16 protein-coding genes are annotated in these 15,845 nt (G+C 66.6%); 3 read left to right on the top strand and 13 right to left on the bottom strand.

Annotation, left to right across the window (positions count from 1 at the left end; all coding sequences use genetic code 11):
• Positions 1-131: 131 nt before the first annotated feature.
• The gene (locus tag ASF98_RS17380; protein WP_055804320.1) at positions 132-473 is read right to left on the bottom strand and encodes a YciI family protein; all 342 of its coding nucleotides are present in this window, start codon (positions 471-473) and stop codon (positions 132-134) included.
• A gap of 278 nt (positions 474-751) precedes the next feature.
• Between ASF98_RS17380 and ASF98_RS17375 the strand changes: the two genes are divergently transcribed.
• Positions 752-1,591 carry an SDR family NAD(P)-dependent oxidoreductase gene (locus ASF98_RS17375; RefSeq protein ID WP_055804317.1) on the top strand — a complete coding sequence of 280 codons (840 nt, stop codon included), beginning with the start codon at positions 752-754 and terminating at the stop codon, positions 1,589-1,591.
• Positions 1,592-1,648: 57 nt separating this feature from the next.
• Here the strand turns inward: ASF98_RS17375 and ASF98_RS17370 are convergent, their stop codons facing one another.
• From ASF98_RS17370 to ASF98_RS17350, 6 genes are all read right to left on the bottom strand, one after another.
• Complete coding sequence (locus ASF98_RS17370; protein ID WP_055804314.1) at positions 1,649-3,796, bottom strand: sensor domain-containing protein; 2,148 nt, start codon at positions 3,794-3,796, stop codon at positions 1,649-1,651.
• A 109-nt stretch (positions 3,797-3,905) separates the two neighbouring features.
• Positions 3,906-4,205, bottom strand: coding sequence for a hypothetical protein (locus ASF98_RS17365; RefSeq protein ID WP_055804312.1), 300 nt, complete (start codon positions 4,203-4,205; stop codon positions 3,906-3,908).
• Positions 4,206-4,278: 73 nt separating this feature from the next.
• Complete coding sequence (locus ASF98_RS17360) at positions 4,279-5,685, bottom strand: UDP-glucose dehydrogenase family protein (protein WP_055804309.1); 1,407 nt, start codon at positions 5,683-5,685, stop codon at positions 4,279-4,281.
• Positions 5,682-6,839: a glycosyltransferase family 4 protein gene (locus tag ASF98_RS17355; RefSeq protein WP_055804307.1), complete on the bottom strand. Its 1,158-nt coding sequence runs from the start codon at positions 6,837-6,839 to the stop codon at positions 5,682-5,684. Before ASF98_RS17355 ends, ASF98_RS17360 begins: the two co-directional genes overlap by 4 nt.
• Positions 6,840-7,128: 289 nt before the next feature.
• The gene (locus ASF98_RS24225; RefSeq protein ID WP_156372449.1) at positions 7,129-7,281 is read right to left on the bottom strand and encodes a hypothetical protein; all 153 of its coding nucleotides are present in this window, start codon (positions 7,279-7,281) and stop codon (positions 7,129-7,131) included.
• Positions 7,282-7,371: 90 nt separating this feature from the next.
• Positions 7,372-8,373 carry a hypothetical protein gene (locus ASF98_RS17350; RefSeq protein ID WP_156372448.1) on the bottom strand — a complete coding sequence of 334 codons (1,002 nt, stop codon included), beginning with the start codon at positions 8,371-8,373 and terminating at the stop codon, positions 7,372-7,374.
• A gap of 179 nt (positions 8,374-8,552) precedes the next feature.
• On the opposite strand from ASF98_RS17350, the gene ASF98_RS17345 reads away from it, so the two are divergent.
• Positions 8,553-8,732 carry a hypothetical protein gene (locus ASF98_RS17345; protein WP_055804302.1) on the top strand — a complete coding sequence of 60 codons (180 nt, stop codon included), beginning with the start codon at positions 8,553-8,555 and terminating at the stop codon, positions 8,730-8,732.
• 84 nt (positions 8,733-8,816) lie between these two features.
• On the opposite strand, the gene ASF98_RS17340 is transcribed toward ASF98_RS17345, so the two are convergent.
• Positions 8,817-9,065, bottom strand: a complete 249-nt coding sequence (locus tag ASF98_RS17340) for a hypothetical protein (protein WP_055804300.1) — start codon at positions 9,063-9,065, stop codon at positions 8,817-8,819.
• Positions 9,058-10,491 carry a flotillin family protein gene (locus tag ASF98_RS17335; RefSeq protein ID WP_055804298.1) on the bottom strand — a complete coding sequence of 478 codons (1,434 nt, stop codon included), beginning with the start codon at positions 10,489-10,491 and terminating at the stop codon, positions 9,058-9,060. Before ASF98_RS17335 ends, ASF98_RS17340 begins: the two co-directional genes overlap by 8 nt.
• Positions 10,492-10,742: 251 nt before the next feature.
• Here ASF98_RS17335 and ASF98_RS17330 point away from each other — a divergent pair, with 251 nt between their 5' ends.
• Complete coding sequence (locus ASF98_RS17330; RefSeq protein ID WP_055804295.1) at positions 10,743-12,128, top strand: phenylacetate--CoA ligase family protein; 1,386 nt, start codon at positions 10,743-10,745, stop codon at positions 12,126-12,128.
• A 75-nt stretch (positions 12,129-12,203) separates the two neighbouring features.
• Here ASF98_RS17330 and fdxA read toward each other — a convergent pair whose 3' ends face one another.
• The 4 genes from fdxA to ASF98_RS17310 are packed head-to-tail and all read right to left on the bottom strand — an operon-like array spanning position 12,204 to position 15,835.
• On the bottom strand, positions 12,204-12,530 hold the full coding sequence (gene fdxA, locus ASF98_RS17325; protein ID WP_055804291.1) for a ferredoxin: 327 nt from the start codon (positions 12,528-12,530) through the stop codon (positions 12,204-12,206).
• Positions 12,531-12,536: 6 nt separating this feature from the next.
• Complete coding sequence (locus ASF98_RS17320) at positions 12,537-14,027, bottom strand: aldehyde dehydrogenase family protein (protein ID WP_055804288.1); 1,491 nt, start codon at positions 14,025-14,027, stop codon at positions 12,537-12,539.
• A gap of 36 nt (positions 14,028-14,063) precedes the next feature.
• Positions 14,064-14,852 (bottom strand): SDR family oxidoreductase, encoded by a 789-nt coding sequence (locus tag ASF98_RS17315; RefSeq protein ID WP_055804285.1) that lies wholly within the window; start codon positions 14,850-14,852, stop codon positions 14,064-14,066.
• Positions 14,852-15,835 (bottom strand): dihydrodipicolinate synthase family protein, encoded by a 984-nt coding sequence (locus ASF98_RS17310; RefSeq protein ID WP_055804282.1) that lies wholly within the window; start codon positions 15,833-15,835, stop codon positions 14,852-14,854. The genes ASF98_RS17315 and ASF98_RS17310 overlap by 1 nt, the downstream gene beginning before the upstream one ends.
• Positions 15,836-15,845: the final 10 nt, after the last annotated feature.

Below are 15,845 nucleotides of genomic sequence, written 5' to 3'. Positions count from 1 at the left end.
GATGGTACTGCACCCGGGAGGGTGTGGGAGAGTAGGTCACCGCCGGAACACCATTCAGGTCGAGAGCCCCAACCACACGGTTGGGGCTCTCCCGCATTTAAACCACCAATACCAAAACCAACAGTTCCAACTCAGCTGGCCGGGTCGAACTGGAACTGCCTGACCTCTTGCGGGCAGCGGCAGGCGACGGCGATCTTCGCGGCCCACTCAAGTGCCGCCTCCCGCGACGGCAGCTCCAGCACGGTGTAGCCGCCGTTGGGCACCTTGTGGCCCGGGTACGTGCCGCCGGTGACGGTGCCGTCACCGGCGACGAGTACAGGGTCTACGTCCTCATCGATCCCGCCGGCGAAGACGTACACGCCCGCCGCCTTGGCCTCCTCGATGACGGCATGCGACGCTTCGACCACCGACTCGAATTCCTCCTCGGGGACTACCATGGCCTCACCGGGGAACGAGATCAGGTACTTCGTCATTCGAGGACTCCTTTGCTCCGGCGGCGCCAACCGCTGGCTAGTCTATGGGGCACCGCAATTGTGCCCAGACCGATTATGGCCCCGGCGCCCGACATGTGGTCAAGAGAGAGCGTCGGCGAAAAGCCCGCAGGAAGTGAGAGAGCGTCGGGGGAAAAGCGCGCAGGAAGTGAGAGAGCGTCTGACGGGGTTGGAACCCCTGGTGCGCCGCCGTCGTTGTACTGACTGGGCTTCGGGACGCCGGCTATCGGCACGTTCCATCAATGATTGGGAGACACTTCATGACGGCACGAACCATCGTTATCACCGGAGCGAGCGACGGCATCGGCGCGTCCGCCGCGCGGACGCTGGCCAAGGCAGGGGAGCGGGTAGTCGTCGTGGGGCGTTCCGCGGAAAAGACCGAGGCGGTGGCACGCGAGATCGGCGCTGACTACTTTGTCAGCGACTTCGCTGACCTATCCCAGGTGCGCACGCTGGCGAGGCAGCTGAAAGAGAAGTACCCGCGGATCGACGTGCTTGCGAACAACGCCGGCGGGATCATGGGCAAGCGAGAGCTGACCGTGGACGGACACGAGAAGACCTTCCAAGTGAACCACCTGGCGCCGTTCCTGCTGACGAACGAGCTCATGGAAGTGCTGACGGCAAGCAACGCGACGGTCATCAACACGTCGAGCGCTGCGAACGCGTTCGGACACGTGGACATTGAGGACCTTGACGCGGCCGGCAAGTACTCCACCAACAAGGCCTACGGCACTGCCAAGCTCGAAAATATCCTCTTCACCACCGAGCTGCACTACCGGTACAACGCTGCCGGCATCGCCACGGCCGCCTTCCACCCGGGCGGCGTCGCCACCAACTTCGCGGCGGAATCGACCAGCTGGTTCCGTTTCGCCTACAAGACATTCATCAAGCGGTTCATGCTCACCCCCGATCAGGGCGCAGACACCCTCGTGTGGCTAGCGACCACTAAGCCGGGGCACGACTGGGTCTCCGGCGCGTACTATGCCAAGCGGGCGCTGGCCAAAGCCAACAAGCAGGCTTACGACGCCGGGCTGGCCCGGCAACTGTGGGACCGCAGCGAGGCGCTGGTCAGCACGGACAGGATCGACCAGCTGAGCTGACCCTGCGCCGGCGGCGCAGGGTCCATTGAGGCACTTTGGCGGGAACCTGTCTCCGCCTCAGGCCTCGAGGTGAACGCCCTGCAGCTCGTCAATGGCGTCCGCCGAGCGGAGCAGCGCAAGCTCCAACCCTGATTCCGGTTCCGGATGGGAAAACAGATACCCCTGCAAGGAGTCGCAGTTCAGATTGGTCAGGTAACCGGCCTGGGCCCCGGTCTCGATTCCTTCCGCTGTCACCGTCAGGCCCAGGCTGTGGGCCATGTTGATCATTGAGCTCAGGATGGGTAGTTTCTCCGCGCCGGTACGGACCATGGAAACGAAGGAACGGTCTATCTTCACCGCATCCACGGGAAGTTCCTGCAACCGCCCCAGCGAGGAGTAGCCGGTGCCGAAGTCGTCCAGCGCCACCCGCACGCCCGCGTCGCGGAGCGCGTTGAGTTGCCGGATCACGTGTGCGTCCGGATCAAAGAAGACGCTCTCCGTCACTTCCAGCACCAGCTGCCGCGGATCCGTGGCGCAGGAGGCCGCCAGGCGCAGGACGCCCTCGGCGAACTGGCAGTCCTTGAGCTGCACCCCCGAAATGTTGACCGCAACGGAGTGTCCGGGATCCTCAGACAGCCAGGGTTGCAGCTCAACGAAACTATGCCGCATGACCTGCATGCCGATCGCCGAGATCAGGCCGCTGCGTTCTGCCGTCGGAATGAACTGTCCGGGCGGAATCATCTCACCGTTGCGTTTCCACCGGGCCAATGCTTCGAACTGCACCACCTCGCCGAGTTTCGGTGAAATCACCGGCTGGTAGTGGACCATGATCTGCCCGGCGTCGACCGCTAGCCGGAGGCCGGCTTCCATGTCCGTCCGCTGGACCAGCGCCGTCATCATGTCCGGCTCGAACCTCATGTACCGGTTCTTTCCGGCCGCCTTCGCCGCATACATGGCGACATCAGCCTGGCGGAGCAGCTCGGAGGCCGCCACCGCGTCCTGGCCCGCCGAGGCCAGGCCCAGGCTGAGGCTGGGGCGAAGCATGGTTCCGTCGATCCACATGGGGACGTTCAGAGAGGCCACGATGGATTCCGCCACCGCATCCGGTTCAGGGGAGCCGGTCAGCAGGACAACGAACTCGTCTCCGCCGAGACGGGCCACCGTGTCGTCGGGACGGACGCAGGACCTCAGCCTGCGTGCCACTTCCGTCAGCATCTCGTCACCGGCATGGTGGCCCAGGATGTCGTTGACTTCCTTGAAATCGTCCAAATCCAGTAGCAGGACATCCACGGTCCCAGCCGGCCCGTCCCGGAGCGATTCAGCCAACTGGTCATGGAATAGCTTGCGGTTGGCAAGCCCGGTCAGGGGGTCCTGGAACGCCAGGGCCTTGAGCTGGGCTGCCTGCTCGGCCAGATCGGCCATCGCCCGCTTCGCCTGGTCCTGGGCAGCCAGCCTGGGGGTCACGTCGCGGAAGCTCCACACGCGTCCCACCACTTTTTCCGCCACCTTCTGCGGACGGGAGTACCGTTCGAAGGTCCGGCCATCGAGGAACTCCAGAACGTCGTTGCTCTCAGCAAGCGGGTGGGCATAGAGATCGTGCACTTTGTCCAGGAACCCTTGAGGATTCTTCAGGAGCCCGAGCACATAGCCGATCACCGCTTCATCATCGTGCGTCGTCAGCAGCCCGCGCGGAATGCCCCACATGGACACGAATTGCTCGTTGACACCGGCGATTTGGCCGTCCGTTCCGACAACGAGAATGCCGTCGGCCGTCGACTCAAGGGTGGCGCTCAGAAGGGATACGGCCTCGCGGAGTCCGTCGTCGGGTTCTTCACGATGGGTCATGTCCCGCACCGACACGGACATGCAAAGGCCGGCGGCTGTTTCCAAGACACCGCACGCTATCTCGCCCTTGAACTCCGTGCCGTCCTTCCTGAGCCCGTACGCCTCGAACGGCGAACCGAAGCCGGACTCCGGACCACCGACACGAAGGGCCTTGAAGAGGCGCTGGAATCCCAGGCGGTAGCCCTCAGCAAGAATGATTCGGTGATTATGGCCGACCAGTTCCTGCCGTGAGTAGCCGAACACCCGCTCAGCGGCCGGGTTCATAAGCACCACGGTGCCGTCCTGGGCCAGCACCAACAGGGCGTCGGGCAGCGAATCAACGATGGCCTGATAGTCCTGGCCTGAAACTGCCCCCGGTTCCGGGCTTCCCTGCGGCGCCATCACAGCACCGTAAAGACAAAATGAGACCGCAAATTCTTCATGGCATGTCCTCCCCTCCGCACATCATAGAGGGCGCCGGGAAGAACCGCTTGTCACATGGGAAGCGGCGTCAGTGCAGATGAAGAGGGCCGGCTCCGTGGCTTCGGCGCGGTCCATCCCCGCGGGCCTTGATCGCCCGCGCCAGCGCGTGGAACAGCCTGGCTGTGAACCGGTACAAGCCCAGGGCCAGTGCCCCCACCCCCATCAGCAGGAGTTGCACCGACCCGGCCACCAGCAGGAGCAGAAGGGCGGGAATCAGCACGGGCAGCAGTATCAGGAAGGCCAGGATTAAAGCCGCAACGTAGCCGGCGGCGTAACTGAGGATCGTCGCCTGGTCCACCTGTACTTCGCCCCCAAACCTGATCGGCATGCCCTATTACTATAATAAGTAGACTTATGAGTCTGGGCCAGAGGTAGCGCAGAGACACTTCCAAGCGGCGGGATCAACCGGGCTGCGAGGCTTCAGACCCTGACCGCCCGTATCCGGCAACCTCAACGGCGGCACCCGTAGTGAGCCCGGTTCCCAAACCACGAACCGTCCAGCCTTCCGCCTGCCATGCCGCCGCGTCCAGCACATTGCGCGCGTCCAGCACCGTCCGCCGTCGTACCAGCGTCCCTGCATCCTCGGGAGACAAAGAACGGTATTCGTCCCATTCCGTCAGCAGCAGCACCAGCTCGGCGCCCTCAAGAGCCCGGTTGGTGCAGGCCTCGAAGCGCAGCTGCGGGTACCGCATCCACGCATTGTTGATGGCTTTCGGATCCGTCACGGTCACGTGTGCGCCGGCCTCGGCCAGCTGCAGGGCGACATCAAGGGCAGGGGAGTCGCGGATGTCGTCCGTGTCCGGCTTGAACGCCGCACCCAGCACCGTCACCGTCCGCCCGGCCAGGCTGCCGCCACAGAGCTGGCGGGCGATGTCCGCTGTCCTCGACCGCTGGCCCAGGTTGATGGCATCCACCGTTCCCATCCAGTCGTCCACCGACCCCACACCCAGCGCCGCGGCCTGGGTCCGGAAGCTGCGGATGTCCTTGGGCAGGCAGCCGCCGCCGAAGCCCAGCCCGGCATGCAGGTACCGGCTGCCGATCCGCGGATCAAGCCCCATAGCCTCACCCAGTTCGGTGACGTCCGCGCCGGAGGCATCGCACAGCTCGGCCATCGCATTGATGAAGCTGACCTTCGTGGCCAGGTAAGCGTTCGACGCCGATTTGATCAGTTCCGCCGTGGCAAAGTTGCATACCAGCCGCGGAATCCCGGTGCGCAGCAGCGGCTCGTATACGGCATCCAGGGCTGCCGTCACACCGCGGCCGGCACCGTTTGTCCGGTCGAACGCCGCAGCGTTGCCGCCCGGCACGCCGTAGACCAGGCGGTCCGGCACCAGGGAATCCTTCACTGCGGTGCCCTGCCGCAGGAACTCCGGGTTCCAGCCGAGCACCACATCCGGGCGCCCGGAAAGGATGCCGGCCAGCACATCGACAGTCCCCACCGGGACCGTGGATTTACCCACGACGGCGGAATGCGGGCCAAGGTGCGGCAGAACACTTTCGGTGGCGGCGAGCAGGTAGCTGAGGTCGGCGCCGTCGGACGTCTTGGACTGCGGCGTACCCACACAGAGGAAGTGCACCTCTGCGCCGGCCGCGTCCGCGAAATCCGTGGAGAACGTGAGCCGGCCGGTGGTCCGGCCGTCCTGCAGCAGCTCGTCCAGGCCAGGCTCGAAAAACGGTGCGAAACCGCGGGCCAGTTGCTCCACCTTGGCGGCGTCGACGTCGATGCCCACCACGGTGTGGCCCATCGACGCCAGCGTTGCCGCGTGCACGGCGCCAAGGTAGCCGCAGCCGATGACGGAAATCTTCACAGTATTGCTCCTCGTTGGGTTTCGACAGGCTCAACCGCCGGCTCACCGGCGATCACCGCTCGGTAATGGCGGACCAGCTCCGCGCTCAGCGCCGGCCACGTCCGCCCCTGGACCGATGCGTGGGCTGCCGCGGCGAACGCGCGGCGCTTGGCGTCGTCGCCCATCAGGTCCATGACATGGGCACGCAGCCCGGCAAGGTCGCCCGGTTTGTAGAGCCAGCCCGTGCGGGAATTCTCCACCAGATCCAGCGGACCGCCGCGGCCCGTGGCCACCACCGGCACGCCCGATGCCATGGCCTCCTGGATGGTCTGGCAGAAGGTCTCGAACTCGCCCGGATGCACGAACAGGTCGAAGGACGCCACCGCCCTGGCGAGCTGCTCGCCGCCCAGGAACCCCGCAAAAACGGCGTTCGGCAGGGCCCCCTGCAGCGCCTCGCGCTGCGGGCCGTCACCGACGATCACCAGCCGGGTCCCCGGCACATCGGCCAGCACGGCCAGATCCTCCACCTGCTTTTCAACGGCCAGCCGGCCCACGTAGCCGATGATCCGCTCGCCGTCCGGGGCAACGGATGCCCGCCACCCGTCGTCGCGCTTTCCCGGCGCAAACCGCGCGGTATCCACACCGCGCCGCCACATGTCCACCCGCAATACCCCGCGGCCGCGCAGTTGGTTCAGCGCGAAAGTGGACGGCACCAGAGTCCGGGAAGCCAGCAGGTGGATGTTCTCCACCCGGTTCCAGGCCCAGTTCTCCATGAACGGCACACCGTAGCGGGCCGCGTAGCTGGGGACCTCGGTCTGGTAGATCGCCACTGTGGGAATGCCCAGTTGGTGGGCCGCCTGCACTGCCCGCCAGCCAAGTACGAACGGGGATGCGAGGTGGACAACGTCAGGCGCGTAATCGGCAAGGATTCTCTTGACCCGGTTCACACCGCCCAACGCCACCCGCACGTTCGTGTACCCGGCCAGCGGCACGGACGGGAGCCGGTGCACGAACGCGCCGTGCACCACATCCAGGACCTCTGTGTCCTGTGTCGACGGGGCGATCACCATCACGTCATCGCCCCTCTCCTGCAGATGCTCAAGCACCCGAAGGATGGAGTGTGTCACCCCGTTCATCAGTGGCAGGAATGATTCAGCAACAATTGCGATCCTCACACCTCCACGGTGCGGGCGGTGCGTTGCGCCGAGGGGGAGCGGGCATGACGGGCAAGGGAAGGTTGGGTTAACAGCGGGGCTGCCTTGAGGCGCGACGGCGGCGGCACACGACGGCGGCGGCACACGACGGCGGCGGCACACGACGGCGGCGGCGCTCGCCGCCGGGGGCTCCCAGTGGTAGCCGTCCTGGTGGGCCTCCGATTACATGACCCGGTAAATTACAGGGCCCGGATGCTGCCCCTTGACACCCCCAGGCAGACAAGGGACAGCATCCGGACCGGCCTGATGATCAGCGGCCTGCCGCCGAACCCGCCCGGCCCATGGGGTCGGGCCAGTTGCCGATGCGGGACTGCATGGGGTCGGGCCAGTTGCCGATGCGGGACTGGGCGGGTGCGGAGCGGACAATCACGGTGGCGCTGGAAAGCTGGGTGTGGACGGACATGACTTTTCTCCTGACTGAGTTTTCTATTCCGTACGCCGATGGCGTCGGTGGTGGCCATGTTCTGCCTGAAAAAGCGCAGAGGTGACCTGCTCAGTCGGGGGAAGACCCCGGATCAAATGACGGGCTCGCGGCCAGGATGAGGGCGGCGTCCGGCACGAGGCAGCGGCCGGCATCGTGCAGCAAGTCCCAGAACCCGTCGACGTCGCCCGACGCCTCGGCGCCGGCGCTGCCCGTGCCTGACGCCGAGCCGGACTGGTTCTGGACGCCCGCGAATCGGAACCCCCCTTCGCGGGCAGGTTCGTCAGCCGGCGTGGGCCCGGCGGAAACCACATAGCCGATGGTTGCTGCCAGCGCTCGCACAGCGTGCGTATTCGCCAGGAACTGCAGCGAAGAAAGCGCGCTCCTGACCAGCTGCGGCGCACCTCCTGCGGGCAGGACTCGGGCAACGCTGGAGGCTGCCTCAACGCCGCTGGTGGCTGCCGCCCGTTGTGAGGGAAACTCCGACGGCGGGACTCGGGTTCCGCTTAAGAGACCGGGCGCGGCCGTGTCCGGATTCTGCCCTGGAACCTGGGGCGGGATCTTTGGCCGTGGAAGTGTGGACACGGGCTCCGTCGGAAGGGGCGCCGTCGGCACATGGAGGTCCGGCAGGGTGGAAGCGAGGGAATCCACCACCGACCCGAGCTCGTCCACTGTGCCGGTCACCGAATCTGTGACCGTATCAACGAGCGGCGCGGCCGGAAGGAGCGGAGCGGCGGTGTCCATCACGTCGCTGACGACTTGAGTCGTCCCGCTGAGCACAGGATCCACAACGTCCACGACGATCGCAGCAGTGCGGACGGCCGGAGTTGGGACGTCATGGACAGCCTGAACGGGAGGTTCGTCGGGTTCCTGAACGGCTTGCGGCTCGGCGTACGGGACGATGTCCTGGACGAGCGACGCGGCCGCCTGCCCAATCCCGCCCAGCGGGTTCGGAGCATCAGAGGCGGCATTCGCCGGGCCGGCGGCCAACGCCAGCCAGGAACCGGTCAGAACGACGGCGAGCAGGAGCGGGCGCACGGAAGACCGGCAACGATCACGGAAAGTACGCACCATCCAGATCACCCCCCAGAGGCAATGGAAAATCAGGATACGCCCGGAGCTGTCTCACCGTCCAGACCTCCACGCTTGCGGACCGGAAGACGGCGGACCGGGAGCGTGCCACCGACCGGTGAGCGGGGTTCTCTGCAGCCGGATCGGGACGCCGTAAAATTGATAGCAGAGGTGTTCCAGTGATGTCCGGGCCAATCGTCGTCGTCCTGATTTTCCTTGCCGTCGTTGCCCTGCTGGGGGTGATCGGAACGGTGGTGGTGGTCCTGCGCGACGGCCGGGGGATCCTGCCGCGGGAGGAGTCCGAACGGCCCTGGATGGCGGGCAACCTGCCCAGCGTTCCGTACTCCCTCTGGAAGTTCTGATCCCGTCCGCGGATGCCGGCAGCCACGGTTGTCGGTCGCTCACGTCTGCTGGCCACAGGCGCCGAGCGGCGCCTGACGCGCGACTTACCGCCCGCCGTCGTGCCTCAACACCTCCGGCAGTTCATCCACATAGACCGTCTGCGGCGGATCAAAATAGATCACCAGCACTTCATCACCCACCGCATACACACTGGTCTTGTCGAACGGGTGTGCATGGAAAGCCATGATGCCGCCGAGGTAGGGCAGCATGACTTCGCCGATGGTGCCCGGGCCGATGCGCCCAGTCACCCGCCCGATCTTGCCGGTGAGGCTGCGGTCGACGTCCTTACGCATCAGGGGCTTTCGCCGGACGTTTGCCTTCCCTGCTGTTCCTCAGCGCCGAGGAGAGGGCCGGGAGGTAGTCGCCCACCTGGGCGAGGATGCCGCCGAGCATCTTGTTGACGCCTTCCCCGCCGTTGAGCACCGTCATCTGTCCCACGTGCGAGAACGGCTCCGCCGCAGCTGCGATGATGGCCGGCATGTTCTCGGCGAGCTGCTGCGAAATAACAGCGTCCTGGTTGGTCCCGAGGGCCTCGGCGCGTGCTTTGATGCCCTCCGCTTCCGCCAGCGCCTTCGCCTTGATGGCAGAGGCGGCCGCATCACCGCGCGCCCGGGTGGCTGCAGCTTCCGCCTCGCCGGTGACCTTGGTGGCCCCTGCCGCGGCCGCAGCAGCGGTGGCATTTGCCTGGGCCTGGAGTTCCGTCCGGCGGGCGTTCACCTGGGCTTCGAGTTCGGTGCGGCGGGCAAGCGCCTCGGCGGCGCTGATGTCGGCCGCCTTCTGGCCCTCGGCGTCCGTGCGCTTGGCGTAGGCCTTGGCGTCGGCGGGCTTGCGGATGGTGGTTTGGAGCTTCTGCTCTTCGCGGTCAGCCTCAAGCTTGGCCACCTCGGTTTCCTGGACCACCACCTGCTGCCGTGCGGTTGCATCCGCCAGCGGACCGGCCTGGGCGGCGTTGGCCTTGGCCCGTTCGGCGTTGGCCTGCGCCACGGACTGCCGGATGGCCGAGACACTCTGCGCATCGGCAATGAGTGCGGCGGCCTCCGCTTCCTTCTCCGCCGCCTCGCGGTTCCTGGTGGCCTCGGCAATCCGGGCTTCCATCTTCACTTGGGCGATGTGCGGCTTGGCGATGTTCTGGATATAGCCAGTGGGGTCCTGCAGGTCCTTGATCTGGAGCGAATCCACCACCAGGCCCAGCTTCTCCATTTCCACGCCGCTGGCGCTGCGGACCTGCGAACCGAGCTTGTCCCGCTCGCGGATGATTTCCTCCACAGTCATGCTGCCAATGATCGACCTCAGGTGTCCTTCAAAGACGTTATATACCTGGCTTTCCATTTTGGGTTGCTGGCCCAGAAAGCGCCTGGCCGCATTTGCAATGAAGGGCGGGGCGTCGCCGATTTTGTAAATAACAACACCCTCCACAATTACCTGTATGCCCTGCGAGGTAACACAGGAAACTTTGAGCTCAGTTTCGTTCAGGGTGAGTGACAGGGTCCGTACTGTCTGAAGCCCGGGAAATACCAGCGCACCCTTGCCGGTGACGATCTTGAAGTCCATTCCGGCCCGTGTTTCCAAGGTTCCGCGGGTCAAACCCGAGATGATCAGGGCCTCGTTGGGTTCGGCCACCTTCCACATCAGCTTTATAGCCACCCAGACAAAGCCGACGACGAGAACCGCCCCGATGATGGCGGCAATTAGCGGGAAGAATGCTGACAAGTCCGGCATGGCCAGGTCCTTTCGAGGGTGTGGATCAGGCATTGCGGTAAAGCCCCAATATTCCAGCTGTTCGTTCCTGGAAGGCCGGAATGCGGGTAATTCCGGACGGCCGGGCCAGCTGTTGTAGACAGTCTGATCGGCGCCCGCTGCGAAGTCCAGCAATTGGGCTCGACCGGGGGAAGAAGGCCCCTGTTGTGGTGCCTGCAGACGTGTAATGGTGGGACATGGGTCCGAGGACTGATCCGGAGAGGACACTTGCCATGCGTGGACTTTCCGGATGGACACTCCGGGTCGCGTGGGACACCTGGCGTGCTGAGCGCGGGGGCCCGGAGGCGATCAAACGCCTGCAGCAGGCCCGCCTTGCGGAACTCGTGGAGTTCGCCCGGTCCGCGTCGCCGTACTATCGCCGCCTTTACCGGGACCTCCCGGACACGGTCACCGGGCCGAACCAGCTTCCGCCGGTGGGCAAACGGGAGCTGATGGCGAACTTCGACGACTGGGTGACGGATCCGCACATCTCGTTGGCGAAGCTGAAGTCGGAACTGCTCTCCGACCTGTCACAGCTGGGCAGACTCTACGGCGGGCAGTACCTGGTGGTGACCACGTCCGGCACGTCAGGTGAGCCGGCTGTCCTGATCCATGACCGGTTCTCCTGGGTGATGGTGAACGTGGTGGTCCGGATCCGGGAACGCCGCACTCTAGTGAGGGCCTCGGAAGTGCGGCACTTTCTGCTCCGAGGGCTGCGGGCGGCGGCCCTCGTGGCGTCTGGCGGCCACTTCGCCGGCGTCGTGTTGACCGAAAACGCCCGACGTCGGGCCCCCGCCATTGCCCGGCGCCTCCGGGTCTTCTCGGTGCTGAGGCCGCTGCCCGAGCTGGTGGAGGAACTCAACACCTTTAGGCCGACCCTGCTGTTCGGCTATCCGAGCGCGGTGATCCAGCTGGCCGCGGAGCAGAAAGCCGGGCGCCTCGGGATCCGGCCCGTCCTGGCCATTTGTTCCGGCGAGAATCTGTCCGCAACCGGACAGGAATCCATCGAAGCGGCGTTCGGCTGCCGGGTCACCCAACGCTATCTTTCCTCGGAGGTCCCGGCACTGACCAGCCAGTGCCGGCACGGCGCTTTCCACATCAACACGGACTGGTACATCCTCGAACCCGTGGACGCGAACTACGTGCCGGTCCCGGCAGGCACCACCTCCCACACGGTGCTCGTCACCAACCTGGCCAACCGGGTGCAGCCGCTGATCCGCTACGACCTCGGTGACCGGGTAACGCTCGCCACGGAACCGTGCCCGTGCGGCAGCTCGTTTCCATCCGTTAGCATCGACGGCCGGACGGGAGACCTCGTCTCCTTTGCGGCACCGGACGGGACCGCCGTGACAGTCCTTCCGCTCGCACTCGGCACGGTGATCGAGGAGACGCCAGGCGTGCGCAGGTTCCAGGCCATCCGCACGGGACCGGGGAACCTGACAGTGCGGCTCGAGGCGTTGCCGGGTGCTGCCTTGGCCGGAGTCCGCTCGGCGGTGACGGAGCGGTTGGACGAGTACTTCGCTGCCGTTGGCGCCGGATCGGTGGCGATTGAGCATGCAGACGAGCCGCCCCGGCCCGACCGCAGCGGCAAGTTCCGGCAGGTTTGGTCCGCACGGTGAGGTGACGGCGGCTTAAGCGCGAACGGACAGTTGAGGCCCCGAACGGCGGGGCCTCAACTGTCCGTTCGCGCTGATTTAGTGGGTGGGTTCTGCCACCGGCTCGGCCGCCACCACGGGGTGGTCGCGGCCGAGGTTCCCGAGGGCGGAGGCACCCTGCGGCGAACCCAGCTCCTCGAAGAACTCCACGTTGGCACGGATGTAGTCGGCCCACTCATCGGGAACGTCGTCCGAGTAGTAGATCGCCTCCACCGGACACACCGGATCGCACGCACCGCAGTCCACGCATTCGGACGGGTGGATGTACAGCGAGCGTTCACCCTCGTAGATGCAGTCCACCGGGCATTCCTCGATGCAGGCCTTGTCCTTCACATCCACGCACGGCTGCGCGATCACATACGTCATGGTGCGCTACACACCGGTGTAAACGGTTTTGCCCCAGGTAAAGAAGTCCAGCGCGGACTTCCCCTGCTCGCGGAACGTGTTGGTGGAGGAGTCCTTCACGCCGCCGAACGGCACGTTCAGGTCCAGTCCCGCCGTCGGCCGGTTGACCTTGACCACGCCGGCCTGTGCCCGGGCGGAGAAGTCCGTGGCGAGCTTCAGCGAATCAGTACAGATGCCGGCGGTGAGGCCGTAGCGGGAGTCGTTGATGGCGGCCAGCCCGGCCTCGTAATCGGCAACTTCCAGGACCGCGACGACGGGGCCGAAGATCTCCTCGGTGACGGCGGCGTCGTCGAACGGCAGGTCCGTGAGCACGGCGGCGGGGAAGTACAGCGGACGGTCCGCGTCGCCGTCGTGCGTTTCGTCCAGGATCCCGGAGCCGGTCAGCAGCGTGGCTCCGCGTTCGACGGCGGAACGCACCGCCGCGGTGTTCTGCGCGAACTGCTGGCCGCTCACCACAGCCCCCATCGGAGCGTCCATGCCGTCGCCGGCGGTGTACTGCGCGGCTTCCTCGGTCAGGGCGTCAAGGAACGCGGTGCGGATGCCCGGGGTGACGTAGACGCGGGAGGTTGCGGTGCAGGCCTGGCCGGTGAGCCCGAACGCGCCGCCGGCAACCACCTTGGCGGCCTTGCGGGCGTCGGCGTCGTCGAGGACCAGGACGCCGTTCTTGCCGCCCATTTCCAGCTGCACGCGGGCGCGGCGGGCGTTCAGGATTTCCTGCAGTCCCAGCCCCACATTGGTGGAGCCGGTGAAGGAGAGCCCGGCGATGCGCGGGTCGCGGGCCAGGGCGTCGCCCACCACGCGGCCCTTGCCGTGCACCACGTTGAACACGCCGGCGGGCAGCCCGGCATCCTGCAGGGCGCGGGCGAGGTGCGTGGCGGAGAGCGGGGTGAGTTCGGCCGGCTTGATAACGACGGCGTTGCCGCTGATCAGCGCCGGTGCGGACTTCCAGGCCGGGATGGCGATGGGGAAGTTCCACGGCGTGATCAGCCCGACGACGCCGAGCGGCTCGCGACGGGTGGTGATGGTGGTGTCCGGCAGGCCGCTGGGCAGCACTTCGCCGGTGGCGGCCCAGCCGAGCGAGCCGAAGAAGCGCAGCACGTCCGAGGCACGCTTGACCTCGCCCTTTGCCTCGGCGAGGGTCTTGCCTTCCTCGCGGACCAGATCCTCGGCGATGGCGGTCTGGCGTTCGATCAGCAGGTTTCCGGCTGTGATGAGGATGGCGCCCCGGGACGGTGCGGGCAGTGCCGCCCATCCCGGCTGCGCTGCCGCGGCGGCCGTGATGGCGGCGTCCACGTCCGCGGCGGTGCCGCTGGGGGAGAGGGCTGCGAGTTCGCCCGGGCGGGCCGGGTTCATCCGCTCTGTGTCGGCCTCGCCGAGCCATTCGCCGTTGATGAGGTGCCGGGCGGTGATGAGTTCGCGGTCGGTGGAGGTGGTGACGTCGGTGGCTGTGGAAGTCATGGGGTTCCTTTGGGAATCGTGGGGAGGTCTGCGGAGCTACAGGCTGCGGATCAGGCCGCCGTCGCAGCGGAGTGCGACGCCGGTGATGTACGACGCCGGGGCGCTGCAGAGGAACGCGGCGGCGGCGCCGAACTCTTCCGGCTCGCCGTAGCGGCGGGCGGGGATGGTCTTGCGGGATTCGAGCTGGATGTCCTCCACCGTGGTGCCGCGGCGCTTGGCGGCGGCCTGGTCGAGCTCAGCCACCCGGTCCGTGGCGATGCGGCCGGGAAGGAGCATATTGACTGTGACCGAGTCCAGGGCCACCTCGGCGGCGAGGGTCTTGAGGTAGCCGGCCAGTGCGGCCCGGCCGGTGTTGGACACGGCCAGGTTGGGCAGCGGCGCCACCACTCCGCTGGACCCGACGGCCAGGATGCGGCCCCAGCGCCGTTCCCGCATGCCGGGAAGCACCTGCGAGATCAGGGCGTGGTGCGGCTTGACCAGCAGCTCGAACGCGGCGGCGATGTCCTCGGAGCTGAGCGTCGCCGCGGCACCGGGCTTGGGGCCCGGACCGTTGAGCACCAGGATGTCGATGGGGCCGAGGTCCGCCACTGTCTGGTCGACGGCGGACTCGATGCCTTCCGGCGTGGTGAGGTCCGCCTCGATGGCGATGGCTCCTGTGCCGTACGCCGTATGGAGGTCGGCGGCGATCTCCTTGGCGCGATCGCGGCGGCGGCCAATGACCGCCACGCGGACGCCCTCGGCGGACAATGCGCGGGCCACGGCGAGGCCCAGGCCGCCGGTGGAGGCGGCCACCAGGGCGGTTTTTCCGGCGATTCCGAGGTCCATCAGTAACTCCCTACAGTGGTGTGGCGGTTGGCTGCAGCTGACTCAAGCGCGGCGGCGGCTTCCCGCAGGTGCGTGAGCATGCTGTAGCGCAGCCTCTCGGGGAACTCCGCGGCAGGAGCCCGGACGCCCGAATCCTTGATGAGTCCGCGCTTCCGCAGGCACTCCTTCCGGACGGCCAGTGCGATTTTGGCCTGCTGCTCGAAGTTGACCAGAGGCAGGTACGGCAGCAGCTGGTCGCGGGCGGCCTCGTAGCCGTCGCGCTGCCAGGCGCGGACACAGGCAATCAATGCTTCGGGATAGGAGAACCCGGTCATGGCGCCCGCTGCGCCGGCCATGAGCTCGTCCAGCAGGCCCTGCCCGCCCAGCCCGCCGAAAACGGAAACCTCGACGGCGGCCGTCAGCTCCGCGATGGCCACGCTGGTGGGCGGCGCTTCGGCCTTCACCGCGACCACGAAACTGCACCACTTCACCGCGGAAATAAGGGCCGAGGTGCTGATACTGACGCCGCTGGCCAGCGGATAGTCCTGCAGGACCACCTTCGCGCCGGTGGCCCGGTGGATGGCGTCCAGGTGTGCGATCACCACTTCGGGCCGGGCGGAGTTGGCCTGCACCATGACGGCCGCAAGGCGCTCGCCGGCCACGGCCTGGGCTGCCTTGATTTCGTCGATGGCGGGCCGGGTGGCCAGCGCGGTGATGCCCACCACCAGCGGGAGGTCCGTGCATTCGATGGCGATGTCGAGCACCTGGCGGCGCTCCTCCGCGGTGAGGGCCGCGGCCTCGCCGAACACACCCAGGACCGTCAGCCCCGTGGCGCCGATGGCTTCGTAGTGCTCCACCAGTTCGGACAGGCTGTCCAGGTCCACGTCCAGGGTGCTGCCCTGGAACGGCGTTGCCACTACGCCCCAGACGCCGGGAGCCAGGGACTCGCGTTCCTGTGGTTCGCGGGGATCGTTCCCGGCTGCATCATTCTGTGGTTCGTTCATGGAATCCTCC

The sequence above is a fragment of the Arthrobacter sp. Leaf337 genome, from assembly GCF_001423745.1.
Lineage (GTDB): Bacteria > Actinomycetota > Actinomycetes > Actinomycetales > Micrococcaceae > Arthrobacter.
This window is presented reverse-complemented; position numbering and strand designations above follow the sequence as displayed.

What these genes read in the sequence shown, in the direction of transcription:
- ASF98_RS17380 (WP_055804320.1), bottom strand. Translation starts at nt 473, where the DNA reads ATGACGAAGTACCTGATCTCGTTCCCCGGTGAGGCCATGGTAGTCCCC.
- ASF98_RS17375 (WP_055804317.1), top strand. Translation starts at nt 752, where the DNA reads ATGACGGCACGAACCATCGTTATCACCGGAGCGAGCGACGGCATCGGC.
- ASF98_RS17370 (WP_055804314.1), bottom strand. Translation starts at nt 3,796, where the DNA reads ATGGCGCCGCAGGGAAGCCCGGAACCGGGGGCAGTTTCAGGCCAGGAC.
- ASF98_RS17365 (WP_055804312.1), bottom strand. Translation starts at nt 4,205, where the DNA reads ATGCCGATCAGGTTTGGGGGCGAAGTACAGGTGGACCAGGCGACGATC.
- ASF98_RS24225 (WP_156372449.1), bottom strand. Translation starts at nt 7,281, where the DNA reads ATGTCCGTCCACACCCAGCTTTCCAGCGCCACCGTGATTGTCCGCTCC.
- ASF98_RS17350 (WP_156372448.1), bottom strand. Translation starts at nt 8,373, where the DNA reads ATGGTGCGTACTTTCCGTGATCGTTGCCGGTCTTCCGTGCGCCCGCTC.
- ASF98_RS17345 (WP_055804302.1), top strand. Translation starts at nt 8,553, where the DNA reads ATGTCCGGGCCAATCGTCGTCGTCCTGATTTTCCTTGCCGTCGTTGCC.
- ASF98_RS17340 (WP_055804300.1), bottom strand. Translation starts at nt 9,065, where the DNA reads ATGCGTAAGGACGTCGACCGCAGCCTCACCGGCAAGATCGGGCGGGTG.
- ASF98_RS17335 (WP_055804298.1), bottom strand. Translation starts at nt 10,491, where the DNA reads ATGCCGGACTTGTCAGCATTCTTCCCGCTAATTGCCGCCATCATCGGG.
- ASF98_RS17330 (WP_055804295.1), top strand. Translation starts at nt 10,743, where the DNA reads ATGCGTGGACTTTCCGGATGGACACTCCGGGTCGCGTGGGACACCTGG.
- fdxA (WP_055804291.1), bottom strand. Translation starts at nt 12,530, where the DNA reads ATGACGTATGTGATCGCGCAGCCGTGCGTGGATGTGAAGGACAAGGCC.
- ASF98_RS17320 (WP_055804288.1), bottom strand. Translation starts at nt 14,027, where the DNA reads ATGACTTCCACAGCCACCGACGTCACCACCTCCACCGACCGCGAACTC.
- ASF98_RS17315 (WP_055804285.1), bottom strand. Translation starts at nt 14,852, where the DNA reads ATGGACCTCGGAATCGCCGGAAAAACCGCCCTGGTGGCCGCCTCCACC.
- ASF98_RS17310 (WP_055804282.1), bottom strand. Translation starts at nt 15,835, where the DNA reads ATGAACGAACCACAGAATGATGCAGCCGGGAACGATCCCCGCGAACCA.